This window comes from Vibrio sp. Isolate24 (genome assembly GCF_022398215.1).
GTDB lineage: Bacteria > Pseudomonadota > Gammaproteobacteria > Enterobacterales > Vibrionaceae > Vibrio > Vibrio coralliilyticus_A.
Window position 1 is genome coordinate 306,010 of record NZ_JAKEUU010000002.1, and the last position, 26,193, is coordinate 332,202.

Below are 26,193 nucleotides of genomic sequence, written 5' to 3' on the forward strand. Positions count from 1 at the left end.
ATTAAAAAGTTGTAGTATATTTTTTTGCAAGGAAGTAATAAGGTGGAATAAAAAATGGCAGACAACAATAAGAAGCCGTCTAAGGATCTAGACCGTATCGATCGCAACATTCTAAACGAACTGCAGAAAGACGGTCGTATTTCAAACGTTGAACTGTCTAAACGAGTTGGCCTTTCGCCAACGCCATGTTTAGAGCGTGTTCGTCGTCTGGAGCGTCAAGGGTACATTACGGGCTATACAGCTTTGTTAAACCCGCAGTTCCTTGATGCATCACTTTTGGTTTTCGTCGAAATCACGCTAAACCGTGGTGCACCAGATGTGTTTGAACAATTTAATGCAGCGGTGCAGAAGCTCGACGATATTCAGGAGTGTCACCTTGTATCCGGTGACTTTGACTACCTGTTGAAAACGCGAGTGTCGGACATGAGTGCATATCGCAAGCTCCTTGGCGATACGCTTTTACGTCTTCCTGGTGTTAACGACACACGTACGTATGTTGTGATGGAAGAAGTGAAGCAGACAAACCAGTTAGTTATCAAAACGCGCTAATCTTTATTAGAGCAGCGAATACCTTTCGATATTCTGACTTAAGGTAATTGGGTTTTAAGTCCCAATATGGTTAAATCGATAGTCCGAGTGGCATAGCTGCTCGGACTATTTTTTTCCTTACTGATTAGCCGGATGGATGTTCCATCGTATGAACGTCTTGCTTGGAGTCAGTATCACGCAGTTGATTAAGTTGGTTATGTTCAAAGAGAACAAAAATAAAGTTGAAACAATAATCAAAACTGGAGAAGAGCCTCAGTCCTCTCGTCTTGATGGGCCTCAACGCCTTAAAGAGTGCAGTCTTATTGTGATTGTACTGTCTTCTATATTATTGTCTGTCGCATTATTCACCTTCAGCCCTGCTGATCCTTCTTGGTCGCAAACGGCTTGGGGAGGAGACATTAACAATGCAGGCGGCCTTGTCGGTGCATGGATTGCCGATACTCTGTTTTTCACGTTTGGCTCTCTTGCCTATCCCATCCCTGTGGTTATTACCGTTACAGCTTGGGTGATGCTCAGAAAGCGTGATGAAAATGAATCTATTGATTTGATGCTATGGGGCACACGTCTTCTAGGTTTAACGATACTTATCCTGACGAGCTGTGGTCTTGCAGATATTAACTTCGATGATATTTGGTATTTCTCGTCTGGCGGTGTTGTTGGTGATGTTTTAACTAGCCTTGCGCTGCCAACTCTCAATATTTTAGGTACAACACTAGTGTTCCTATTTTTATGGGGCGCGGGTTTTACTTTGTTAACTGGGATCTCTTGGCTCACTATTGTGGATCGAATTGGGGAAGTGGCAATCCAAGCGCTCACGAGTCTGGTTAATAGAGTTCGGGGTGAAAAGGAAGAAATTCTTGAGCCCCAGCTTGTGATGCCTCGAGAAGAAGCTCCTCAGGTGAATGATGCTGTAGAGCAAGAAGACGTCTTGTTCACAAGGGAACCTGATAAAGCACCACGTCGATTCAATATCCACATGCCTGAAGTTCATAAAGAATCAGTAGTCAATGTTCCCATTGCCGATTGCGCAGTGGTTGAACCTCAAGCCTCAGAGCAAATTACTGAGCCGGAGCCTGAAGTTGCTCATCCAGAGCGAGCTGACTTTTATGATGAAGTGTCTCAAGAGGAACGTACTAAGCAATTGGGTTCTACAATCGAAGAGCTAGAAGCGGTTGCTCAAAGTGAGGATGACTTTGCCATTCAAGAGCAAGCCACTACCTCAGAAGCTACCCATGTCGTGGAAACTGAGGAAGTACCCGATATGGCTGAAAAGCCAAAAACTATTGATGGCTCCGTTAACGAGATGCCGTGGAATAGTGAAGAGGGTCATGAAGAGCATGAGATTGTTGAACCAGTTATTGATCCTACCGAGCTTGAGCGCATTTCAAGTCATGTTGAGCCCGGAAGCACCCAACAGGAACCAGTGATTTCGACATTTGATGTGGCAGATAATGATACTTCGGATCCTGCATTAGCTGAAGAAGGCGAAGATGAAGATGTAGAGGCGTTCCAAAATATTGTCGCTGATGCTCAAGCGAAAGTCACCGCACAGCAGAATCCATTCCTCGTCCAGAAAGAAGCGAACCTACCAAAACCGAAAGAACCAATGCCGACATTGGAATTGCTTTATCACCCTGAGAAGCGCGAAAACTTCATCGATCGCGAAGCATTGGAAGAAATTGCTCGCTTAGTTGAATCTAAGCTTGCTGATTATAAGATCAAAGCCGAAGTCGTTGATATTTTCCCTGGACCGGTGATTACTCGATTCGAGCTAGATTTAGCGCCAGGAGTGAAGGTGAGCCGTATTTCCGGCCTTTCGATGGACTTGGCTCGTTCATTGTCAGCGATGGCTGTCCGAGTAGTGGAAGTGATACCTGGTAAACCCTATGTCGGCCTTGAGTTACCGAATATGAGCCGTCAGACAGTCTATTTCTCAGATGTTGTTGGCAGTCAGCACTTTATTGAAGCTAAATCTCCGACAACCGTAGTACTAGGTCAGGATATTGCTGGCGAAGCAGTCGTCGCTGACTTGTCGAAGATGCCGCACGTTTTGGTCGCAGGTACTACGGGGTCAGGTAAATCGGTTGGTGTGAATGTCATGATTTTAAGTATGCTTTACAAAGCGACGCCTGAAGATGTTCGCTTTATCATGATTGATCCGAAAATGCTTGAGCTGTCGGTATACGAAGGTATTCCTCATTTACTTTCTGAAGTGGTGACGGATATGAAAGATGCATCGAACGCGCTGCGTTGGTGTGTCGGTGAAATGGAGCGTCGATACAAACTGATGTCCGCGTTGGGTGTTCGTAATATCAAAGGCTTTAATGACAAGCTTAAGATGGCAGCAGAAGCAGGGCATCCGATTCACGACCCACTGTGGCAACCGGGTGACAGTATGGATGAAACTCCGCCATTGCTGGAGAAATTGCCATACATAGTCGTCATTGTCGATGAGTTTGCCGATCTGATGATGGTGGTGGGTAAGAAAGTAGAGGAGCTGATTGCTCGACTTGCTCAAAAAGCACGAGCAGCAGGGATTCATTTGATACTGGCGACGCAACGACCTTCTGTCGATGTTATCACCGGTTTGATTAAAGCTAATATCCCAACTCGAGTGGCGTTTACGGTATCGACGAAAACTGACTCAAGAACCATTCTTGACCAAGGTGGCGCTGAATCACTATTAGGTATGGGTGACATGCTTTATCTACCTCCGGGTTCTAGTCATACGGTGCGTGTACACGGTGCGTTTGCATCGGATGATGACGTACATGCTGTGGTAAATAACTGGAAAGCGCGCGGTAAGCCAAACTATATTGATGAGATCACCAATGGTGATCAAGGGCCAGAGGCATTGTTGCCGGGAGAAAAACCTGAAGGTGAGGAAGAAATGGATCCGTTGTTCGATCAAGTCGTAGAGCATGTCGTTCAGTCTCGTCGAGGGTCTGTATCAGGAGTTCAGCGACGATTTAAGATCGGTTACAACCGTGCTGCACGGATTGTCGAACAACTGGAAGCTCAAGGCATTGTGAGCGCGCCGGGGCACAATGGTAACAGAGAAGTGTTAGCTCCAGCACCTGGTCGTGAGATGAACTAATGCCATCTGAATAATGGATGACAAATCAAAATGAAAGGGTTGACCATATGAGCCAACCCTTTTTTAATTTCTAGCTTCTAGCTTCTAGCTTCTAGCTTCTAGCTTCTAGCTTCTAGCTTCTAGCTTCTAGCTTTTGTAAACTGCGCAATAACGATAACAGCCAGTGCCGCTAAATTTGCTGCAAAGATGACAACTAGCCATTGTGGCATGGATAGTGACAGGAATTGCCAAACGACTTTGCTACAGTCTCCAAAGGCTTCAAACATCCAAGGTGCCCATTGGTTAAGAGGTGCCCAATCTGGGAAAGTGACGAATAAATCGCAGGTGGCAAAGGGAGACGGATTGAACTGATAGTTAACGTGCTCTAATGCCAACATTAAACCTTTATAAGCGCTGGCACCCCATGCCGCTAAACCAAACCAACGTATCGCTGTATTGTTCGGAGCGGCTAAACCAATCAGAGCCGCTACACCAACGCCCAGCATGGCAACTCGCTCATAGATACACATCACACAAGGTGCGAGTAACATAACATGTTGAAAATATAAGGCAGCTGCTTCAAAGAAAACGACAAAAGCAAGTAATAGCAGCCAAGATAGGCGTATTTGGGAAAAATGCTTGATGTTAGAAAGAATGTTCACAGAGTGGTCCTGTTATAAAAAAAAGCTCTGACTAATCAGAGCTTTTTATCTTGGAAAAGTTTCGACTTCAACTAAAAGTTTTGATTTTTAGTGATTAATGTCCACCGGATACTGCTTGGATAACTTCACCTGTATGCTGTGCAATCCAACCTGCGTCATAGAACCATGCCGTCATTGGCTCTACAAGATAGATGATACCGGCTAAACCGACCAACGCTAAGACGACGGTATAAGGCAGAGCCATGATCACCATTCGCCCGTACGACAAGCGAATTAGAGGCGCTAATGCTGATGTTAGTAGGAATAGGAAAGCAGCTTGTCCGTTTGGTGTTGCCACTGAAGGTAGGTTAGTGCCTGTGTTGATAGCGACTGCAAGTAAGTCGAACTGGTCACGACTGATGATACCTTCGACTAAAGCCGTTTTGACTTCATTGATGTATACCGTACCAACGAAAACATTATCAGACACCATAGACAGTAAACCATTAGCAATGTAGAACAAAGCTAGCTGAGCACCTTTATCTTCGACATGAAGAACCGTATCGATAACAGGCTTGAACAGTTCTTGGTCGATAATAACAGCAACAACAGAGAAGAAAACAGCCAGTAGTGCGGTAAATGGCAGGGCTTCTTCAAATGCCTTACCCAAAGAGTGCTCTTCAATCACGCCCGTGAATGCGGTTGCTAAGATAATCACTGAAAGACCAATCAAACCAACGGCGGCCAGGTGAAGTGCCAGACCTACAATCAACCAGACTGCGATCGCACCTTGGATCCATAGCTTGGCGACATCTTGCTTGGTACGTGTCTTACGCTCTGCATTATCGAAGTCAACCAGAATCTGACGAACATTATCAGGAAGTTGAGCTCCGTAACCACAAATTTTCAGTTTTTCGACAAGAACACAGGTGATGAGGCCACAAACAAAAACCGGAGCTGTCACTGGCAACATGCGGATTATGAATTCGCCAAACTGCCAACCTGCTTGATCGGCAATAATTAGGTTTTGTGGTTCACCCACCATGGTCATTACACCACCGAGTGCAGTACCGACACCTGCATGCATCAATAATGAGCGTAGAAATGCACGATAGTTTTCCAAGTCATCACGCGTGAGCTCTGAAAGATGATCGTCTTGAGTGTGGTCATGTGAGGCGGTTGAGCCTTTTCCTGATGCAACTTTGTGATAAATAGCGTAGAAGCCCACTGCCACGCTAATAACAACAGCGATGACCGTCAGCGCATCTAAGAAGGCAGACAGGAAAGCCGCTGCGAAACAAAATGCTACTGAAAGTAGGCTCTTAGAGCGAATGCCGAGAAGAATTTTGGTAAAGATAAACAGCAAGAGCTGCTTCATGAAGTAGATACCGGCAACCATGAAGACCAGCAGTAAAAGAACCTCAATGTTGGCGACTAATTCGTGCTTTACTTGCTCGGGGCTAGTCATACCAATTGCTATCGCTTCAATAGCGAGAAGACCACCAGGCTGTAGAGGATAGCATTTTAGGGCCATCGCAAGCGTAAAAATAAACTCTGCAACCAGTAGCCAACCAGCAACAAATGGGTCAACTAAGAAAAAGACAATGGGGTTGATAATGAGAAATGAAATGATGGCAACTTTATACCAATCTGGAGCTTTGCCTAAGAAGTTCTTAATGAAAGCATTCCCGAGTGACATCGGCATGATACTAATACTCTTAAATGTTGTAATGAATAGACACTGCGTGTGCTTGTATCTATATCTGAACAAAATTTGGTTTGAGCTACCGCAATTAAGTGAACACGTAGCGGACAAAACAAATGTTGAAACAGACCTGATTCAACAGTGACTTAGAAAAACAACATAGAGAAATATGTCATGTGGCCTTGCCAAGTCACTCCCTGAGAAAGACAAGCACTCCTTACTTCGGTCGCAACTGTACTCCTCAAGTTAATTTAGTCAATAATAATGTTTATCTTGATAAAATACTCAGTGGACTTTTGTTTAAAAACGCGATCCGAGTGGCGTTAAAGTGGGATGAGAGTTGTGAAAAAAAACAATTCATGGCAGCTCAGGGATGAAAAGGCTGAATAAGACAGATTATGTCATTATATTGAATGGAAATGAGCCAGTTACTTTGCAAATATAAAAAATTAGTTTTTGCATTGGAAGTCAATACCTATAAGGGCTAATAAGTATTAACTTTTTATTAAATCTAAAATAAATCAGCTTTGACTCAAAGACATAATAACGCAATCTATCAGCTTAAATTAGAGCTTTAACTCCATTGTTGGTTTGGGGCATGTTTACTGTAGGTTTGTTTCCGATACGTGAGAACTAGTGGTATGATGAGTTCTATTCGACCCTATAAATAAAAATATTGGATAGTTAAGTTAATGGTCATTAAGGCAAAGAGCCCTGCAGGTTTTGCAGAAAAATACATCATTGAGAGTATTTGGAAAGGGCGCTTCCCTCCAGGCTCTATTCTTCCCGCTGAACGCGAGCTCTCTGAATTAATTGGGGTAACCAGAACGACACTGCGTGAAGTGCTTCAGCGCTTAGCTCGTGACGGTTGGTTAACCATTCAACATGGTAAACCGACTAAGGTGAACCAGTTTATGGAAACATCGGGGTTGCATATCCTCGATACTCTGATGACTCTTGATGCAGAGAACGCAACATCTATTGTTGAAGATTTGCTTGCGGCACGTACTAACATCAGCCCTATCTTTATGCGTTACGCGTTCAAAGCGAATAAAGAAAGTGCAGAGCGCACTATTAGCGGTGTCATTGAGTCTTGTGAAAGCCTGTTAGCTGCGGATTCTTGGGATACCTTTATGGCGTCTTCTCCGTACGCTGAAAAAATTCAGCAGCACATTAAAGATGATGGTGAGAAAGACGAAACGAAGCGTCAGGCTACTTTGATCGCTAAGACCTTTAACTATTACGACTATATGTTGTTCCAGCGTTTGGCTTTTCACTCAGGTAACCAAATCTACGGTTTGATCTTTAATGGTCTTAAGAAGCTCTATGATCGCGTAGGGAGTTACTATTTCTCTAACCCAGAAGCGCGCAATTTGGCTCTACAGTTTTACCGCGACTTGCTAGAAGTTTGTGAGACAGGTAACCGAGACAAAATCATCGTGGTGGTTCGCCACTATGGTATGGAAAGTGCGCAGATTTGGAATGAGATGAAAACGTCTTTACCGACGAATTTCACTGAAGACGATTGCTAATCGTTTAGTTTAAATGAAGAAAACCCGCTATCATGGCGGGTTTTTTGTATTATTAGAGTTATGTTTGAAGGCAACGTTAGCAGACATCACAGTCATCGTAACCACCGGCTTCTTTAAACCAGTTGGTAAGGTGTGTTTTGAGATCTTTGAGCTCATCAGGACCGATCAAAGCCAAGCCCAAATCTTCAGCCCGAGTGATATCGTTGTAGCGCAATGGTCGGAAGCTAACCAGCATAGCACGAGCCTGTAAACCGCCAAGCAAATCCCTTAGTGATTCCAGTTTGTACAAGGTGTCGTCACCATCGTCGCGCATTCCCTTCGTTTTACATTCAATGATATGAAGTTTGTTATTTGCTACAGAAGCCACGTCTAATTCATTGCGTACTTCGCGGTCTCCAAGCTGACGGTAGACTTGGACGTTGAGTGAATGATCTTGAATAGTAGGCATGTCTTTTTGGATTTGACGTACTGTGCTATGAACCAGAGTTTCTAACCATTCACCGTTAGAAAAACGTCGAGCATCTTCATCTGCGAAGGTCAAGATCCCATTCTCATAAGTGGCGATTTCAGCTTCTACTAGGTCACTGAGCAGCATGTTAAGCTCACGATAGCCTTGCTGCTTTTCAGACAGCGCCACATCGAGTTTTTGCTCTTTACGGCAGGTTGTGGCGAGGTAGTTAAGTGTAGCTAAACCAGGCCCTAGTTCAAGAGCGTTACTGGCCCAGCGTTCACCGAGTTCATAGAGTTTCTGATCAAGCTGCGGGGGGAGTTGTTGCTGATTGAATTCGCCACGGGCACCAAATACAGTGAGATAGTCGTCAATAGTAATACGATCTTCTACCTGAGTGTCTTCCTTTCCATCAGGGTATAGCCAACAAAGGCGATCACTGTTTGGCTCGACGACAAAAATAGGCCAATGGAAAGTACGAAATACTTCGTATACCGAGAGTAGGCGGTGACGTAGGCCACAACTTGCATTAAGTTTGACATCCTCCCCACGCACACTCAGGTCATCGGCAAGTATGCCGACGGCACGCTTTATTCGCGATGTATTGGCCACATTTGGAATCTCAAAAAACTCTGATGTGATGTTTCTTTTGGCCAGAACACTATGTAGACGATGGTACATATCTTTCTGGCTTTTAACGCCTATAAAAACAATGTGATCACTGACGGTTCGGTTATCCAATAATGGTGTGACTAAACGAATTGGGTCCTGATCAATGATGCCAACATGAACTGCCATAAACCTTCCTCATGATTGGCTTGCAAAAAATGTGAAGTGAGAAGTGGGCAAGCCTTAGTAACCATATAACGACAGCGCATATAAAAAACAAGGGCGATTAATAAAATTAACCGCCCGAGATGAATTATTTGCATTGTCTTTACAAAACTAGAGTTTAAAGCGATGTACTAATTCACCTTGCTGGTTAGCTAGCTGGGTTAAGTCGGTGCTGGTTTGCGCAATTTTCGCCATTGCTTGATAACTAGAATCAGCAATTTGATTGATCTCATCAATGTTGCGAGCAATTTCTCCAGTTGTTTCGCTTTGCTCTGCCGCAGCCTGAGAGATATGGCCACTCATTTGGCTAATTTCTATGATCAGTGCTTGAATTTCTTCCATGGCACTATTGGCATTGGAAGCCTGAGCCACCGATTGATCCATATCCTCCATACAACTTTGAATGACCTTGTTGGCAGAGGTGGAGCTATTTTGTAGGTTGCTGATCATGTTTTCGATTTCTGATGTGGACTCTGTCGTACGTTGCGCTAGTACTCGAACTTCGTCCGCGACGACCGCAAAGCCACGACCTTGCTCACCAGCTCGCGCAGCTTCGATGGCTGCATTTAATGCCAGCAAATTGGTTTGCTCGGCGATATTGCGAATCACATCTAAAATTGAGCCTATCTGACTGCTCATCGATTGGAGATCTTTGACGGCATCAACGGATTGAGTTAAGCGTGTTTCAAGTTGGTTAATCGTTGTAATGTTGTCGTTCATTATCTGGCGACCAGATTCTGAAGCGCTTTCAACTTGCTCGACCATCTGTTGAGAGCTTTGCGCACTTTGAGCAACCTCTTGAACAGAGTGAGCCATCTCAGTCATTGCCGTTGCAACATTCGCGGTTTGCTCGCGCTGTTGACTAAGTTGCGATTGTGCCTGAGAGGAGGTTTCTTGGTTAATACTGGCAGTATTGGTTAGGTTGTCTGACGCACTGTTTAATTTTTGCAAAATATCGTGGAGGTTATCCGCCAGAGAATTGATGTGTCCACTGACTCGGCTAAATTCGTTGTTGTAGCGTATCTCTATTCGTTTAGTCATATCACCTTGTGTCAAACTCTCTAGAGTTGAGAGGATACGAGTCAGAGGTGACCGTACGCTATGGGCAATGTGATAGCCAATACCTATAGCAAGGGCTATGACGAGAGCACCCAGTGCGACAGAATTGATAACACCTTGATCATATACCTCACTGGCTTCTGCAAGAGAAGCGTGAAGGCTGTCCTGAGCTGCTTGACCAAAGGAAGTTAAGACTGCCATTGTATTATCGACTTCTAAGGTCAGGTTAGCAATGTTAGCGTAAAGGGCTGCTTTCGCTTGAAGGTAGGACGCATGCTGGTCGAGTACGCCGCCTTTTTTTCCGATATCAGTGGTGAACTGCTGAACAGACGCATCGAAAACTTGCTTGATCTCTGGCATCTGAGCGGTCAAACCGCGGTAGGCATAATTAAGGTGGGTGACCGCCTTTTTGTTTTTGGCTACGGCCTTGTTGACGAATTCTAGATCATTGCTTGCCAGAGCATCAGAAGTAATGACCTCAGCATCTTTTAGTTTGATAAAGTAACTTTTAGCCATCACTTTAACCGAAATACTACTTTGGTCATCGACATATTCTTTCATACCCACACTGAGCTCAGAATGTAGGCGTTGGAAGCGGCGAGATGATTTCTGTACTTCGGCTTGAGCAACAAACATGTCGCGATAGTTACTCATAGCGTCGTCGGCTTCGGTGAAGTATCGCTGCTCCATCTCTTTAAGCTGTTCGATACTGGTCAGTAGTTCGGTATTTCCATCACTCGCTTTGGCTAAATCCAGAAGCGCTTGACCGTAGCGTTGTTTTGCTTGGTCAAATTGTCCGCGAATCTCCTCCATGCGACTTGAGCTCTGCGTTGTCAAAAAGTCCTTAAAAAGCTTGTCGGCAGAGAGTAGGTAAACGCTGGTCTGGTTAGATTGTGACACTAAAGGTAAAGCGGTGTTTGAAACACTGCCAAAGTTGGTGTGAATTTGTTGCATCCCTCGCATTGTCATAATAGTTGAAATAACAAACATTATGATGATCAATGCAAACCCAGCGTACATACGCTTGATCACTGAGCCTCTCATAGATCTCTCCCTAAAACTTACTTGTCTTAAAAAATTAACAAAAAGAGAGGTATTGTATTGAGGGTGAGACGCGCATTTTATGACGCATCATACAAATTTAGCCATCTACTACTATCAGTACGGTGTATATGTTAAGTGAACACTGTTTTTTATTGTGATCTGGACAAGCTTAGCGCATACTCCATGGAAACGATCAACGATAACAACGCTTAATGGAGTGCTTCATGGCTGAAGAAACCATTTTCAGTAAAATTATTCGCAAAGAAATCCCTGCCGACGTGGTTTACCAAGATGACCTCGTTACCGCATTTCGTGACATCAACCCTCGTGCGCCAAGTCACATTTTGATCATCCCTAATAAATTAATCCCAACAACGAATGATATTGAAGAGGCGGATGAAGCCGCGATGGGGCGCATGTTCACTGTCGCGCGTAAGCTTGCTAAAGAAGAGGGCATTGATGAGGACGGTTACCGTTTAATCGTGAACTGTAATTCTCATGGTGGGCAAGAGGTTTATCATATCCATATGCATTTGGTTGGCGGCCGTCCACTTGGGCCAATGTTAATGAGTTAAAGATATATTTCTTATAAGGATGGCGGTATTCATACAAACTTTTTATTAATGCCGTTGTCCAATCGCGACGATGATGAAAATCTAATAACTAATTTCGGAGTACGAAGTGCGTAAACACATTCGACTCGCATTCGTGATATTCAGCTCTGCTGCACTTTCTGCCTGTGCCAATTTTTCTGCTGGGAACTTATTTAGTCATTACAGCGCACAAAATGATGAGGTCTATCAGTCAGTCAAAGCAGGTCAATATCAAAAGGCTGAAGAAGCCTTACCTGAAAATGTTGCTGGCGATATTCTGGATAACTTTGAGAGAGGCAGAGTTTACTTGCTTAATCAGCAGTACGCTGACAGTAAGTCCGCGTTTGAAGCGAGTGACCAAGCGGTTCGAGTTCAGCAGGATAAAGCAACAATATCTGTCACAGGGACGGCGACAAGTATTGGTGCTTTGGCTGTCAATGATAATCTGGACATATATACACCGGCTGATTACGAGCTAGGCTTTTTACACCTTTATTTGGGCTTGAGTTACCTCAAGAACAACAGCCTTGAAGGTGCGTTGATTGAAATGCGCCGTGCAAATCAGGTTCAGGAGCAAGCTCGTAAGGACAGAGAAAGAGAGCTAGAGTCTGCCCAGCAGGACTTACAGGCTCAGGGATTAACATCGAACCTTGGTAGTATTTTATCGAGCTACCCAGATGCGGGTGAAACCCTACAGGCGGTACAAAATGGCTATCTGTTGTATTTATCGGCTTTGCTTTATGAAGCGGATAACTCCTTAAACGATGCCTATGTGGATTATCGGCGTGCATTAGCCGTGATGCCAGATAATGCTGAGATCATTGATGGCGCTAAGCGAGTTGCAAAGCGACTAGGCATGAATGAAGACCTCGTTCAGCTAGAGAAGTATTACGGTGAGGCCCGTTACTTAAGTGACGACGAAGCAAGAGTTATCGTCTTAGAAGAGCAAGGTATCGTCGAGGCGATGCGTGGCTGGAAGCAGTCCTTACCTCTTTACGATGGTCGTGGCAATGGGGCGTTGTACTCTATCGCATTACCTTATTACCCTCAGCCAGTTAGCCAGTCGTTTACTCCAGTACAGCTCAATAATAATAAGCTGCGTAGTGACTTGCTGACAGACGTTAGCTTGATGGCGCAGAGAGACTTGTCTGAGCGAATGCCAATGATCATTATCCGTCAGGCATTACGGGTTTGGGCCAAGGATGAGCTGCGTAAGAGTGCAGCCCAAGATGATGAACTTGGTAATGCCTTGCTCAATATTTGGAATACATTGACAGAGCAACCGGATACACGCAGTTGGATTACTTTACCTGGAGAAATTCGTAGTAGCAGTGCAGTCGTGAAGCCAGGGAAACAGGTGATTCATGTTGCGGGTCAGGAGTACCAGTTTGATGTTGAAGCAGGTCGTACTGCTTTAGTTTGGGTCTCTCGTCAGGGAGGCAGTGCTACAATTTGGCATAAACAGTTAGGAAAAATTCGATGAAAAAATGGCTTATTGCAGTAATGGCTGCTTTGGTGATGGTTGGCTGTTCTAGTAACACAGCAGGGCTGCGGATTGATGGTCAGTCGCAAACCGTTTTATTTGGTGACAACGTCCTCGCAGGGCGCCTGCAAATCGAAGATATCTCAACAACGCAAGTTGATGGCCGTGCTCGGGGGATTGTCCGCTTAGCGAGTCAATACCAGGGTGATCAACATATTCAGTATCGCTTTTACTGGTATGACGATGAGGGTCTAGAAGTGAATAGCAAGTTAGGTCCTTGGCGTCAGGCTATCGTCCGTGGCATGGAAACCATTGCTATTTCTGAAGTTTCAGTGAATCCGAATGGTACTCAGTTCCGTGTTCAGATTCGCGAAAATGAACACTAAACCGAACTAAAGTTCATTAACTTTAGTCATACACTCATAACATAAGATTCTATAAAAGTTTGAGGAACCAAGAATGAAAAAAAGTGTTATTGCATTACTTGGCTTAGCTGTCATTTTAGGCGGCTGTTCTAATAAAGTGAGCTACGGTGATGCACAAGCGGTGGAAACCACGACAATCGATTTTGGCTCAACCGATCTGCAAAAGATTGCAGGTGAAATGGTTGATAGCATGATGGTGTCTGGCTCTGTTTCTGCGATCACTCGTGATTCTCGTCCTATTGTTTTTGTCGAACGCATCAAGAATAAAACAAGTGAACACATTGATACTGAATCTATTACCGATACTATCAGTACTAAGTTGTTGAACTCAGGTAAATTCCGCTTTGTTGATATGGACCGAGTTGAGTCAGTTCGTGATCAGCTTAATTTCCAGAACAACGACGAATTAGTTAACCAGAGTACAGCTATCCAGTTTGGTAAGATGGTAGGGGCTCAATACATGCTATACGGCAACCTGTCGAGTATTGCTAAAGCTGGTGGCAGCGATAAAGATGTCTATTACAAAATGACCATGCGTCTCATGGATCTTGAAACAGGTCTTATTGAGTGGGCCGATGAGACTGAAATTCGTAAGCAAGAGTCTAAGAGCTTCTTAGGGCTTTAATTGATAGAGGAGTGATTTATGGCCAGGATGTCATGGCATGAAGCATGTCAGCTAGACGATTCATTAAAGTCATTGGATCACTTCTTTTCTATTGCTCCGGATCATGCTCAAACGTTAACCGGAGGATTGACCAATCGCTGCTGGAAGGTGGTTACCCAAAGCGGCGATTGTTTTGTTTGGCGACCTAACACACCAATCACTAAAGCCTTTTCCATTTCCCGCTTTCAAGAATATCAAATTCTATCTGCTGTCGAAGAGTTTCAACTTGGGCCTAAAGCTATTCAGATTAATGAGCATGGGCTACTAGTCAAATGGATTGAAGGGGAGTCGTTGGCTGATGGCTTACCTTTTGATTCGTTACTCAAAACGATGATTAAGATCCACAGTTTGGACACCACAAGGATTCCGGTTACTCCGTTTAATTTTACCGCTCGTGTTGACCATTACTGGATGCAACTACGAGAAGAGTTAAGATCTAACGACTATCTGGATATTTACCAGCAATGGCGCAGTTCACCAAGTCTGGCTGATGTTGGCTTAGCACTTTGTCACTTAGATTTAGCGGGCTATAACATGGTTAAACACTCAGAGGGCATTATGGTGATTGATTGGGAATATGCAGCGATTGCAGATCCTCGCTTGGATTTGACTCTCAGTATCGGTGTGGTAGGGGAAAAGCCACTAGAGTCAGTATATCGGTATTGCCAGCTAAGAAACATTGATGGAGTCGATGATTGGGTCGAGGGTGTCCTTGCTTGGCAACCCAGAGCAACCATGATGGCAATGCTTTGGTATTTATTGGCCTATCAGCTTTGGGGAGATGAGCAGTATTTAACCCAAGCCCAAGCTTTACGCGACACATTTTGTAGCTAAGATCACTGTTTGAACGTCTGACATACTTAATTGTTTACGCTGACTTTAAAACCTTTCTTTTCGTGGTAGATTTAATGGATAAGAATCGAGGGTGATATGAATGATTATTTACTTACATGGTTTTGATTCCACAAGTCCAGGAAACCACGAAAAAGTGCTTCAGTTGCAGTTCATTGATGAAGACGTCCGCTTTATTAACTACAGCACTTTGCATCCTAAGCATGATATGCAACACCTACTCAAAGAAGTTCATAAAGCGATTGAGCAGTCTGGGGATAGCGATGCAATTATTTGTGGTGTTGGATTAGGTGGCTACTGGTCTGAGCGAATAGGCTTTTTATGTGGTATCAAGCAGGTGATTTTCAATCCTAACCTGCACCCAGAAAAAACAATGCAGGGCCGCATTGACCGCCCTGAGGAGTACGAAGATATCGCCACCAAATGTGTTGAAGAATTTCGTACCAAGAATAAAGACCGTTGCCTCGTTATCCTGTCCAAAGAGGATGAAGTACACGATAATCGAAAAACGGCTGATGAATTAGGTCTTTACTATCAAGTGATATGGGATGAAACGCAAAGCCACAAATTTAAGAAGATCTCCCAACACCTACAAACGATGAAAGCTTTTAAGTCTGCAAGTTAATCGTTTTCTTCAATTCAGATGAATAATAAGCGAAGTGTGTCTAGCACTTCGCTTTCTTACTTCCCATTCATTTCAACATCGCGACAAATTTAAGAGTAATTGATGTAATCTTTTGTTGCGTGGCATATTTTGCTCTATATAATGAATCTATTATAAATTTTTTGATAAATATCAAAAAAAATTGAGAGCGAGTGTAGAGCTTGCCCACAGAATGTTAATTATCTGAGCAGATTGGCTTTGATCTCAGAAACATATTTTCCAATTAACGTGTCCAACATTACAAACGAAACCTCTAATTGCCTTGACGTCGTAAGACTGAAACCTTTTTCAGCAGACCGGCATGAAATCACACAATTTTATCGAGACGAATCATCGGCTCGAAACCTATTTTTTATTTCTAGAGGATTGTTGCTGTGACTCGAATTATCGTAGTAGGTGGTGGTGCAGGCGGGCTTGAGCTTGTTACTAAACTTGGCCGTACATTGGGTCGAAAAGGGCGAGCGAAAGTAACCCTTGTCGACCGGAAAGCAAGCCATTTATGGAAACCTCTTTTGCATGAGGTAGCTACAGGTTCATTAGACGAAGGGGTCGATGCTCTAAGCTATCGCGCACATGCAAAAAATCATCATTTTGATTTCCAAATGGGTAGCCTTGAGGATATCGATAGAGAGCGCAAAGTCATCAGGCTGGGCGAACTTAGAGATGAACATGATGAGCTTTTAATGCCAGAACGTGAACTTGAATATGACATTCTCGTCATGGCTCTTGGCTCTACTTCCAATGACTTTAATACTCCGGGTGTCCGTGAACATTGCATTTTCTTAGATAGCACTGAACAGGCACACAAGTTCAGAACTGAGATGAACAATGAGTTCCTCAAATTACACGCCAAGCATGGCCATGGCACTGTTGATATTGCAATTGTAGGTGCGGGTGCAACAGGCGTTGAATTGTCGGCAGAACTTCACAATGCCGTAAAAGAGCTTCGCACCTATGGCTTTGGTGATCTTGACTCCAGTAAGCTCAATGTCAACTTAATCGAAGCTGGTGAACGCATTCTTCCTGCTCTCCCACCACGAATTTCCAGTGCAGCGCATCATGAGCTGACCAAACTAGGTGTGAAGGTTCGTACTACGACCATGGTCACAGAAGTCGGTGATGATGGACTACTCACCAAAGATGGAGAAAAGATTCCTGCTCAAATTATGGTTTGGGCTGCAGGCATCAAAGCTCCGGACTTTGTCAAAGACATTGGTGGTCTTGAGACTAACCGTATTAATCAATTGGTGGTAAAAGATACGCTACAGACGACTCGTGATGACGATATTTTTGTTATCGGTGATTTGGCTCAGTGTACACAAGCAGATGGTTCTTTTGTTCCCCCACGAGCCCAAGCTGCGCATCAAATGGCAAGCTGCGCATTTTCTAACATCGTTGCGAAGTTGAATGGTCGAGATCTGAAAGCCTATGTCTATAAAGATAAAGGTTCTTTGGTGTCTTTGAGTCAGTTTTCGACCGTAGGGAGCTTGATGGGTAATCTAACCAAAGGTTCTATGATGGTGGAAGGTCGCATTGCCCGAGTCGTTTATATATCGCTTTATCGCTTACATCAAATGGCGTTACATGGCGTGTTCAAGACGGCTCTAATTATTTTGATGGGGCGGATCAACCGAGTCCTTCGTCCAAACCTCAAGCTACATTAATGCTGGAAACGACAAACAAAGAGCACTAACGAGTGCTCTTTTCGTATCCACTATCACAATATCCCACCGCTAAGCGTCTCGGGTTCAAGAGGAAGCTATCAGCGATTGTCTGGGAGGATTGAATAGACAAAACCTTGTCGAGGTTGACCGTTAAAGAGATAGCGGTTTGGAGCGCTGACTTCGTATTGAGCACCACACGATTCCGCTAACTTTTGACTCGGCTTATTCTCCGGATCGCACACCACCTCGATGCGAGTCACTTTTAGTTGAGAAAAGCAAAATTCAACTAATGAATCGAAGGCTTCTTTGGCATAGCCTTGTTTCTGATAAGCATCGCTTAGCCAGTAGCCGAGGCTTGCCATGTTGAAGGTATGGTAGAGTTCGTTAATGGCGACCATGCCAATCAGCGCATTATCACATCGGCGGTATACGCCAAATCCATAGGCTTCTGATTTCACCCAATTGAGGCGCGTAGCTAGAATGAATCTCTCTGCTTCTTTGGTTGAAAATTGGGCATGGCACCAGTCTATCCAGCGGTGTAGGCTCGGAGAGCTTGTGACGCAATCAGCCAACTTGGTAGCATCTTCTTGTGGAATGAGCTTTAAGACAAGCCGAGGGGTAATGATGTGGTAGTCTGGGCTCATATCAGTCCTTGATAGTAAAACAGCCCTATCTAGGGCTGCTTGTTATTTGGTTTTATTCTGCTTACTGAGCGACTCGACGTACTTGAATGATCATACCGAGTAGTGGGTGATCTAGGAAATGGGTTTCAGTACTTCGCATGCGTCGTTTTTGATCCATCCGGTAACTCTTTAAGAATTCCTCGGTATGAAGAGTTGGAGTAACGTCTTCCATTAAGCCAGCCTGAACTGGCTCATCTGTGAGTGTGTTTTCGGTCGTTGTTAAATCTACAGGCTTGGACTCGAAAGAGACTTCACGAACGCTCGGAGACTTCAAATCTAGTTTTAAGTCTGCATAAAGGTAGTGCTCGACGTAAACCTGAAGCTTACCATCTAACTCATAGAGTGGTTTAGCGATAGTTTCTTCTGTTACGCCATCAATAACTTCCGTACCTGCAGAGTATCTTTGTGAACCGTCAGCGTTAAACTGGCCGGAAAAATCGCGTCCAGCTTGGATGTGAAATGTAGGGGCAACGTGACGGTTACCGTCTCCTTGACGCCAAGCGGTATGTAGTAAGACTTTGAAACCCGCATGATTTTTCAACTTCTGAACCTGAGAGTTCAGCTTATAAGACGAAGCTGGTAGAAGCTCTACTCCTTTTCGCGTGCGATAGTTGGCATCATTTAAGTTACCCACCTTGTTCATGGAAATCTCAGGGAGCGAGTTCGGCCAAGATTCAGCGGTTTGCTCAGGGTTAACCGCACGCTTAAAAATGATCACTTCTATATCAAATTGGCGCTGTGCCCATGACGGCATAGCAACAACAAGAAGTAGTAGCGGGATCAGCTTTTTCATTACAACTCCATAATCAGGTGAATACACCTTGGAAAATTAGTCAACCTGATTAAATCAGGCTTGTGGCAGTAGGTTCAGCTTGAACTCAGACAACATGTCACCGATAAATTGAATTCTCTTACGTCTGTCGACCAATGGTACCGTAAACTTGAACTTAGTTGGGCCTTCCATTGCGAATTTTTGTGGCTGAGATTGCAATAGTTTAACTAAATACGCTGGATTTATGTCAGCGTCAGGATAGAACTCGATGAATCCGCCTTTGTCATGCGCTTCTATTTTCTTGACTTTAATAGAGGCCGCTTCAAGTTTCATTTCTGATACTGAAAGTAAATTTTTAGTGGCATCCGGTAATAGCCCAAAGCGGTCTATTAACTCGATTTTGAGATCATCGAGTTCAGCTTTATCGGACACGCTGGCTATTTGCTTATACATCGAAAGACGGGTGTTGATATCCGGTATGTAGTCATCGGGAAGCAGGGCAGGTAAACGCATTTCAACTTCCGTTTGCTCTCTGAGTAACTCATCCAGAGACGGTTCTTTGCCTTCTTTTAATGCTTCGACTGCTTGCTCAAGCATTTCCATGTACAAAGTAAAACCGACCGACTGTATCTGTCCGCTTTGCTCATCACCAAGGAGTTCTCCGGCACCACGAATTTCAAGGTCGTGAGTGGCAAGGGTAAAGCCCGCACCGAGATCCTCGAGCGAAGCGATGGCATCAAGGCGTTTGATGGCGTCTTTCGTCATTGCTTTAGGGTGAGGCGTAAGTAGGTAAGCGTAAGCTTGATGGTGCGAACGCCCTACACGACCGCGAAGCTGGTGCAGTTGCGCAAGGCCTAGGTTGTCAGCTCTGTCCATAATAATAGTGTTAGCTGTTGGGACATCGATGCCTGTTTCAATGATAGTTGTACACACCAGCAGATTAAATCGCTGATGGTAGAAGTCATTCATAATTCGCTCAAGTTCGCGCTCTCGCATTTGGCCGTGGGCGACGGTGACTCGGGCTTCTGGGATCAGTTTCTCCAAGTCAGCGGCCACTTTTTCGATGGTTTCTACCTGATTATGTAGGAAATACACCTGACCACCGCGCATGATTTCACGTAGCACGGCTTCTCTGACTACGGCATCGTCATTTTGGCGAACAAAGGTTTTTATTGCTAAGCGTCGAGCTGGAGGCGTGGCTATGATGGATAGATCACGCATGCCGCTCATTGCCATGTTCAAAGTCCGTGGAATTGGTGTTGCAGTGAGAGTCAGAATATCTACATCCGCGCGCATAGCCTTCATTTTTTCTTTCTGGCGTACGCCAAACCGGTGTTCTTCGTCGACAATTAACAGGCCGAGGTCTTTGAATTTGATGTCATTAGACAGCAGTTTGTGAGTGCCGACCACTAAGTCGACTTTGCCGTCTTCAATATCTTGTAAAACTTGCTTCTGTTCTTTGGCAGTTTTAAAACGTGACAGGACTTCGACGCGGATGGGTAAGTTGGCAAAACGATCTCTGAAGTTTTCGAAGTGTTGCTGGGCGAGTAACGTCGTTGGGACTAATACCGCTACTTGTTTGCCGTTATCTGTTGCAACGAAAGCAGCGCGCATAGCAACTTCTGTTTTACCGAAGCCGACATCACCACATACCAATCGATCCATGGCTTTAGCTTGACACATGTCAGACATCACAGCGTTGATCGCCATGGATTGGTCGTCGGTTTCTTCAAATGGGAAGCCTGCTTTGAACGTGGCGTATTGGTCTCTGTCTAGGGCAAACTTGTATCCCGGTTTGAGCTCACGCTTAGCGTATACATCCAAAAGCTCAGCCGCGACATCGCGTACTTTTTCCGCTGCTTTACGTCGCGCTTTTGCCCATGCCTCACCGCCTAACTTGTGTAGAGGAGCGGATTCTTCCGCACCACCAGAGTAGCGGCTGATTAAGTTCAGTGCAGATACAGGCACGTAAAGTTTGGCGTCATTTTGGTATTCAAGCGTAACGTATTCGGTTGTCATACCGCCGGCTTCAAGTGTTTGCAGGCCTATATAACGTCCAATGCCGTGGTCAATATGAACTACGGGCTGACCTGGTTTGAGCTCGGCGAGGTTACGAATAACCGCATCACTATTGGTTGCCTTTCGGTCTTTACGACGACGTTGAATGACTCGGTCGCCAAGTAAGTCGCTTTCGCATATCAAGGCAAGCTGATGCTCGCCAAATAAAAAACCATGTTCTGAAGCGCCGAGCACTAAGGCGAACTTATCTTTGCTCTCCATGGCAGCTGAAAAGCTATGATGCTCAACGGGACGAAGTTTTATTCGTTGTAAAAGTTCAAGAAGGGCCTCTCGACGGCCTTCTGACTCGACAGAAAAAATGATCTTACCAGTGAAACTTTCGCTGAACTGACGAAGTGCCGACATGGGTTCTTTGTTTTGGTGTTGAACCGCTAAGTCCGGTAGAGCCTGAATCGCTGGGTTAGTTCGACCTTGCTTTTCTACAACGGCATCACTTGAAAGCTGCACTTGTGGCAGAGATTTGAACTGGCTAAATAGCTCGTCTTTTTTCAGCCACAGCTCTTCAGGTGGCAATAAAGGTCGCAGAGGATCGATTTTACGTTGATCGTAGCGATAGTCGACATCCGCAAGAAAATGATCCACAGCATCTTCTAAGTTGCCGACCGTAATCAGTTGGCTATCATCTGCGATGTAATCAAACAGTGTTTCAGTTTGTTCAAAAAAGAGCGGCTGCCAGTATTCTATGCCTGCAGGCCAAGTCCCTTTCGAGACTTGTATATAGACGGATTCGGGTTCGCGCCTAGCTTCAAACCTTTGGCGCCAGCGAATACGGAAATCCTCAATTGCGCTTTCAGTGGTTGGAAATTCATGGGCTGGCAATAGACGAATTTCCTGAACGTCTTCAATAGAGCGCTGATTTTCTGGATCGAAAGTGCGGATTGTATCGATCTCATCATCGAAAAAGTCGATTCTAAATGGGTCATTAGCTCCCATAGGGAAGAGGTCGAGAATAGAACCACGACTGGCATATTCTCCAGGCCCAAAGACCTGATCGACATGTCGGTAGCCAGATTTTTCTAACTGAATACGCAGCTTTTCAAGAGAGTAAAGGTCACCAACTTTGACCATCAGTGTGTGTTGCAACAAAAAGTCCCGAGGAGACTGCCTTTGCAACAAGGTACTCACCGGAACGATGGTAATACCACTGGTTTGAGTCGGTAATTGGTATAGACGCGCAATACGATCGGAAATGATTTCCTGATGTGGTGAAAAGTTATCGTATGGCAAGGTTTCCCAATCAGGGAACAGTGCGATCTCTTGGTCAGTAAACTGCTCAACTTCTTGCAACAGTTTCAATGCTGTTTGCGGATCGGCAACAGCCAATAATGTATGGCTGGAGTGTTGATTAGCAAGTTCAGCAATCGCAAGCGCCAGGCTGGCGCCCTGCAGGTTACCGACCTGTTTTTTATCTCCGGCGCCTGTCGGGCTAGCCAGATTGAAAAGCGATGTAATAGGCATAATAGAATTATTGTTTGTCGCGGTTTAGTGAACGTTGACGAAGTAATTTTTGTTGCTGATAGAGAGCGGCTTTGATCAGAAGGTCTTCATCCTGATCACGCAATAGGTCGTATTTTACCGTAATAATATACTGGTCGTCTTGTGCTTGACAGTTTTCAACGTGGCCGTAGCAATAGATGGCTGCGGATGGGTGTTCCATGAACATTTTGACGCGAGCTTTGGTATTTAATTCAAGCCTGTGATTTGTGGTGTAGCTGAATTTACTGGCGCCAAAAGACAAGGTCTGATGCCTACATTGCTCATCATCTTGCTGAGAAAGCATAAAGGTTAACAGTAAATTTAGCTTTGCATTTTGAGTATCCAATAACTCAATCACATGCCTGAAATCATTATTCTTTAGTTCGGCACGAGCGTTGTCGTTTAGAAGGTCAAGGTGGCTGAACTCACTGGCGACTAAAAACGGTGCAGGAATTTCACTTTCAAACTGATCATAACTCGGAAATGCTCCGTCTTGAGCCAATGGCTCCACATTAACGGTCATTTTGTGGTGAACAGTGAAGTATTCTTGATCAGACATGTGAAAATTCCTTTAGGTTATCCTTTGATTATCGCTATAAGAAGCAACTAATCAAGGTATGTCATTGTTTATCACACATTTTGACGTCTAATTGGCATTTAGGGGCTACAACCTCTAGCTATAAATCGTTACAGTATCGCTTATCAAACGTTATTGGTTTTATATATGTTCCATCCGGTTTCCACCTTTATTGGCTTACGCTACTTACGCGGCCGCTCAGGTGATAGGTTCAGCCGTTTTGTTTCCTACATGTCTACCGCAGGTATCACGATTGGTGTGATGGCTCTCGTGACGGTGCTTTCAGTGATGAACGGCTTTGAAGCGCAGCTTAAAGGGCGCATTTTAGGTGTCTTGCCTCAGGCGATTGTGTCTGAAGTGGATGGCAAAACGCCTTATACTGAACAAGCTCCTGATTTCGCCAAGCAGTTATCAACAGCTGCGCATCCTGAGCCCATTGTACAAAGCGAAGCTGTGGTTCAAAGCTCTGACAATCTTTCCGCAGGCCTACTGATTGGCATTAAACCTAGTGATCATGACCCTATTGAGTCGCATTTGGTTGCTGGTCGGTTGTCATCTTTGCAAGCAGGCAAATATCAGGTGTTCATTGGGCATACTTTAGCGAGAGCAATAGATGTTTCGCTTGGTGACAAGGTTCGTTTAATGGTCACAAGTGCCAGCCAGTTTACGCCACTTGGTCGAATTCCAAGTCAACGCATATTTACCGTTGCGGGGATTTATAACACGGGGTCAGATGTCGATGGCCAGTTAATGTTGACCCATATTGATGATGCGGCACGATTGCTACGTTTCAAAAAAGACACGATTACGGGCTGGCGATTGTTTTTTGATGATCCTTTTGTGGTTGGCGAGCTCAGTAAGATGCCTCTTCCTGACAGTTGGCAATGGCAGGATTGGAGAGATCAACGAGGTGAACTGTTTCAGGCGGTCCGAATGGAAAAGAATATGATGGGCTTAATGCTAGGTTTAATCATTGGCGTCGCTGCCTTCAACATTATTTCAGCTCTGATTATGGTTGTAATGGAAAAGCAGTCAGAAGTGGCGATTTTGAAAACTCAAGGAATGACAGATAGACAAATTCTGGCGATTTTCATGGTCCAGGGTGCGAGCAGTGGTGTCATTGGCTCGCTCATGGGCGGGACTTTGGGTGTTCTACTCGCCAACAACCTTAATACGTTACTTGATGGTGCAGGGGTTGCTTTGTTCGCAGTAGGCGGCCAGTTGCCGATCGTTATCAACCCTATTCAAATAGCTATCGTGGTTGTTCTTGCTATTGCACTCAGTCTGCTGGCAACACTTTTTCCGTCTTTTCGTGCATCTTCCGTTAAACCAGCTGAGGCTTTGAGATATGAGTAACCTGCTTCAATGTCATAATATTTGTAAAACCTATCGCGAGGGTTCTCTAGATACTCAAGTACTTAAAGGGGTCAGTTTCGAACTGAAGAAAGGTGAGTTAGTCTCCATTATTGGCTCTTCAGGCTCAGGAAAAAGTACTTTGTTGCATATTTTAGGAGCGTTGGATGATACCACTCAGGGAGAAGTCACTTTTTTAGGGCAGAGCTTGTCTCAGTTGAGTTCGAATAAACAAGCTAAGCTTCGCAACCAACATCTTGGCTTTGTTTATCAGTTTCATCACCTGTTGGCGGACTTTAGTGCGCTGGAAAATGTTGCGATGCCACTGCTTATCGGTGGAACTAAAACAGCCAAGGCGAAAGAGGCGGCAAAAGCGCTGCTGGACAAAGTCGGTTTGAGTCATCGTATTGATCATCGTCCTTCAGAGCTTTCTGGTGGTGAACGGCAGCGTGTCGCTATTGCTCGAGCACTAGTCAATAATCCGGCCCTTGTTTTAGCAGATGAACCCACGGGTAACTTAGATCACAAAACAGCGCTCGCTATTTATGATCTGATGCGCGAATTGAATGAGCAATCCGGTACCGCTTTCTTGGTCGTGACTCATGATGGGGAGTTGGCTAGCAAGATGGATCGTCAATTACACATGCAAGATGGTTTGCTACTCAATGTGCAGGAGGCGTAATTTGTTCTCATCTCTTTCCCTGTTTATTGGTGGTCGCTTTAGCCGAGCAAAACAACGCAACAAAATGGTGTCGTTTATTTCCTTGTCTTCCACGATTGGTATTGCGGTTGGTGTGGCAGTGATCATCATTGGTTTGTCGGCAATGAATGGGTTTGAGCGCGAGTTAAAAAATCGCGTGTTATCGGTGATCGCTCATGGTGAGTTTGAAGGAGTTCGCGGGCCGATAGAGGGATGGCTGTCTGTGGTTGAGCAAGCGGAGAAACACCCTAAAGTGGAAGCAGCAGCGCCCTACGTAAAGATCACAGCTTTGGCGGAAAAAGGTCAACAGCTTAAAGCGCTTGAAGTCAGAGGTATCGATCCCGAACAAGAGTCAGCGGTTTCTAATATGAGCCAATACATTGATGCTCAAGTGTGGAAGCAGTTTAGAGCTGGAGATAAGCAAGTCATTTTGGGTCAAGGGGTAGCAAAGCTATTAGGTGTTTCTCAAGGCGATTATATTACGCTTATGATCCCGACATCGGGTTCGACTACCAAGGTTCAGGCTCCTAAACGCGTTCGTGTCAGAGTGGTGGGATTACTTAAACTTAATGGGCAGATTGATCATAATTTAGCATTGGTTCCTCTGAAAGATGCTCAGCAGTACGCTAAGTTGGGTGAGGCCGTTACGGGGGTCTCTTTAAGAGTCTCTGATGTCTTGAATGCAACGCAAATTGTCCGAGAGGCAGGGAATACACTGAACGTCTATGTTTATTTGCGTAGCTGGCAACAGACGTACGGTTTTCTGTATCGTGACATCCAGCTTGTACGAACAATTATGTATGTAGTTATGGTACTCGTCATTGGCGTCGCAAGTTTTAATATTGTCTCTACACTAATGATGGCGGTGAAAGATCGCGCTTCAGAGATTGCAATATTACGAACCATGGGGGGAAGTGATGGTCTCATCAAGCGTATTTTTGTCTGGCAAGGAGTCTTCTCTGGAGTGCTCGGTAGTCTAGTTGGAAGTGTCTGTGGCGTTTTAGTGGCAGCGAATTTAACTGAACTGATCAAAGGTCTCGAGGGGTTAGTTGGACACCAGTTCTTATCTGGTGATATCTATTTTGTTGATTTTCTTCCTTCTCAAATCAACTTATCAGATGTGGGGTTGGTTTCAGGAACGGCAATCGTTTTAAGTCTACTCGCGACTTGGTACCCAGCATCGCGTGCCAGCAAACTCAACCCCGCTGCTGTATTAAGCGCAAAATAGAAGTGCTAACGAAAAAAGGACCTAAGTGGTCCTTTTTCATTTTTAGTCGACATAACCGTTTCATGTTCTACTAAGTTTGGTCGAATTCTGAT

General features: G+C 44.7%; 21 protein-coding genes. 13 read left to right on the plus strand and 8 right to left on the minus strand.

What is annotated here, in order from left to right:
- Positions 1-54: 54 nt before the first annotated feature.
- Both lrp and L1D23_RS09640 read left to right on the plus strand, forming a co-directional pair.
- Positions 55-549 carry a leucine-responsive transcriptional regulator Lrp gene (gene lrp / locus L1D23_RS09635; RefSeq protein WP_006959094.1) on the plus strand — a complete coding sequence of 165 codons (495 nt, stop codon included), beginning with the start codon at positions 55-57 and terminating at the stop codon, positions 547-549.
- A gap of 196 nt (positions 550-745) precedes the next feature.
- Positions 746-3,646 (plus strand): DNA translocase FtsK 4TM domain-containing protein, encoded by a 2,901-nt coding sequence (locus L1D23_RS09640; protein WP_239866764.1) that lies wholly within the window; start codon positions 746-748, stop codon positions 3,644-3,646.
- A 119-nt stretch (positions 3,647-3,765) separates the two neighbouring features.
- Here L1D23_RS09640 and dsbB read toward each other — a convergent pair whose 3' ends face one another.
- Both dsbB and nhaB read right to left on the minus strand, forming a co-directional pair.
- Entirely contained in the window at positions 3,766-4,287 is a 522-nt protein-coding gene (gene dsbB / locus L1D23_RS09645) for a disulfide bond formation protein DsbB (protein WP_239865859.1), read from the minus strand.
- Positions 4,288-4,381: 94 nt separating this feature from the next.
- Positions 4,382-5,971, minus strand: coding sequence for a Na(+)/H(+) antiporter NhaB (gene nhaB, locus L1D23_RS09650; protein WP_239837281.1), 1,590 nt, complete (start codon positions 5,969-5,971; stop codon positions 4,382-4,384).
- Positions 5,972-6,663: 692 nt separating this feature from the next.
- On the opposite strand from nhaB, the gene fadR reads away from it, so the two are divergent.
- Positions 6,664-7,503, plus strand: a complete 840-nt coding sequence (gene fadR, locus L1D23_RS09655; RefSeq protein WP_239865861.1) for a fatty acid metabolism transcriptional regulator FadR — start codon at positions 6,664-6,666, stop codon at positions 7,501-7,503.
- Between the two features lie 76 nt (positions 7,504-7,579).
- Here the strand turns inward: fadR and L1D23_RS09660 are convergent, their stop codons facing one another.
- Both L1D23_RS09660 and L1D23_RS09665 read right to left on the minus strand, forming a co-directional pair.
- Positions 7,580-8,749, minus strand: a complete 1,170-nt coding sequence (locus L1D23_RS09660) for a DUF1887 family protein (RefSeq protein WP_239865863.1) — start codon at positions 8,747-8,749, stop codon at positions 7,580-7,582.
- A gap of 147 nt (positions 8,750-8,896) precedes the next feature.
- Positions 8,897-10,888 (minus strand): methyl-accepting chemotaxis protein, encoded by a 1,992-nt coding sequence (locus L1D23_RS09665; RefSeq protein ID WP_239865865.1) that lies wholly within the window; start codon positions 10,886-10,888, stop codon positions 8,897-8,899.
- Between the two features lie 224 nt (positions 10,889-11,112).
- Here L1D23_RS09665 and hinT point away from each other — a divergent pair, with 224 nt between their 5' ends.
- From hinT to L1D23_RS09700, 7 genes are all read left to right on the plus strand, one after another.
- Positions 11,113-11,463 carry a purine nucleoside phosphoramidase gene (hinT, locus tag L1D23_RS09670; RefSeq protein ID WP_239837277.1) on the plus strand — a complete coding sequence of 117 codons (351 nt, stop codon included), beginning with the start codon at positions 11,113-11,115 and terminating at the stop codon, positions 11,461-11,463.
- A gap of 106 nt (positions 11,464-11,569) precedes the next feature.
- Positions 11,570-12,964: a hypothetical protein gene (locus L1D23_RS09675; RefSeq protein ID WP_239865867.1), complete on the plus strand. Its 1,395-nt coding sequence runs from the start codon at positions 11,570-11,572 to the stop codon at positions 12,962-12,964.
- On the plus strand, positions 12,961-13,350 hold the full coding sequence (locus L1D23_RS09680) for a YcfL family protein (RefSeq protein ID WP_239837275.1): 390 nt from the start codon (positions 12,961-12,963) through the stop codon (positions 13,348-13,350). The genes L1D23_RS09675 and L1D23_RS09680 overlap by 4 nt, the downstream gene beginning before the upstream one ends.
- A 73-nt stretch (positions 13,351-13,423) precedes the next feature.
- Positions 13,424-14,014 carry a penicillin-binding protein activator LpoB gene (lpoB, locus tag L1D23_RS09685; RefSeq protein WP_239865869.1) on the plus strand — a complete coding sequence of 197 codons (591 nt, stop codon included), beginning with the start codon at positions 13,424-13,426 and terminating at the stop codon, positions 14,012-14,014.
- A gap of 18 nt (positions 14,015-14,032) precedes the next feature.
- Positions 14,033-14,887 (plus strand): phosphotransferase, encoded by an 855-nt coding sequence (locus L1D23_RS09690; protein WP_239865872.1) that lies wholly within the window; start codon positions 14,033-14,035, stop codon positions 14,885-14,887.
- Between the two features lie 100 nt (positions 14,888-14,987).
- Positions 14,988-15,530, plus strand: coding sequence for an alpha/beta hydrolase YcfP (ycfP, locus tag L1D23_RS09695; RefSeq protein ID WP_239865874.1), 543 nt, complete (start codon positions 14,988-14,990; stop codon positions 15,528-15,530).
- 413 nt (positions 15,531-15,943) lie between these two features.
- Positions 15,944-17,233, plus strand: a complete 1,290-nt coding sequence (locus L1D23_RS09700; protein ID WP_239865876.1) for an NAD(P)/FAD-dependent oxidoreductase — start codon at positions 15,944-15,946, stop codon at positions 17,231-17,233.
- A 98-nt stretch (positions 17,234-17,331) separates the two neighbouring features.
- On the opposite strand, the gene L1D23_RS09705 is transcribed toward L1D23_RS09700, so the two are convergent.
- The 4 genes from L1D23_RS09705 to L1D23_RS09720 all read right to left on the minus strand — a co-directional run bounded on the left by L1D23_RS09705 (position 17,332) and on the right by L1D23_RS09720 (position 22,802).
- Complete coding sequence (locus L1D23_RS09705) at positions 17,332-17,877, minus strand: GNAT family protein (protein ID WP_239837270.1); 546 nt, start codon at positions 17,875-17,877, stop codon at positions 17,332-17,334.
- Between the two features lie 61 nt (positions 17,878-17,938).
- Positions 17,939-18,709, minus strand: coding sequence for a peptidoglycan binding protein CsiV (locus L1D23_RS09710; protein ID WP_239865878.1), 771 nt, complete (start codon positions 18,707-18,709; stop codon positions 17,939-17,941).
- Positions 18,710-18,763: 54 nt separating this feature from the next.
- Entirely contained in the window at positions 18,764-22,225 is a 3,462-nt protein-coding gene (gene mfd, locus L1D23_RS09715; RefSeq protein ID WP_239865880.1) for a transcription-repair coupling factor, read from the minus strand.
- Positions 22,226-22,232: 7 nt separating this feature from the next.
- The gene (locus tag L1D23_RS09720; protein ID WP_239865881.1) at positions 22,233-22,802 is read right to left on the minus strand and encodes a PilZ domain-containing protein; all 570 of its coding nucleotides are present in this window, start codon (positions 22,800-22,802) and stop codon (positions 22,233-22,235) included.
- A gap of 165 nt (positions 22,803-22,967) precedes the next feature.
- Between L1D23_RS09720 and lolC the strand changes: the two genes are divergently transcribed.
- Genes lolC through lolE form a run of 3 tightly spaced genes read left to right on the plus strand, consistent with a single transcriptional unit; the run spans position 22,968 to position 26,101 of the window.
- The gene (gene lolC, locus L1D23_RS09725; protein WP_239865883.1) at positions 22,968-24,176 is read left to right on the plus strand and encodes a lipoprotein-releasing ABC transporter permease subunit LolC; all 1,209 of its coding nucleotides are present in this window, start codon (positions 22,968-22,970) and stop codon (positions 24,174-24,176) included.
- Positions 24,169-24,855: a lipoprotein-releasing ABC transporter ATP-binding protein LolD gene (gene lolD, locus L1D23_RS09730; RefSeq protein ID WP_239865885.1), complete on the plus strand. Its 687-nt coding sequence runs from the start codon at positions 24,169-24,171 to the stop codon at positions 24,853-24,855. The genes lolC and lolD overlap by 8 nt, the downstream gene beginning before the upstream one ends.
- 1 nt (position 24,856) lies before the next feature.
- On the plus strand, positions 24,857-26,101 hold the full coding sequence (gene lolE, locus L1D23_RS09735; RefSeq protein ID WP_239865887.1) for a lipoprotein-releasing ABC transporter permease subunit LolE: 1,245 nt from the start codon (positions 24,857-24,859) through the stop codon (positions 26,099-26,101).
- The last annotated feature ends 92 nt before the right edge of the window (positions 26,102-26,193 follow it).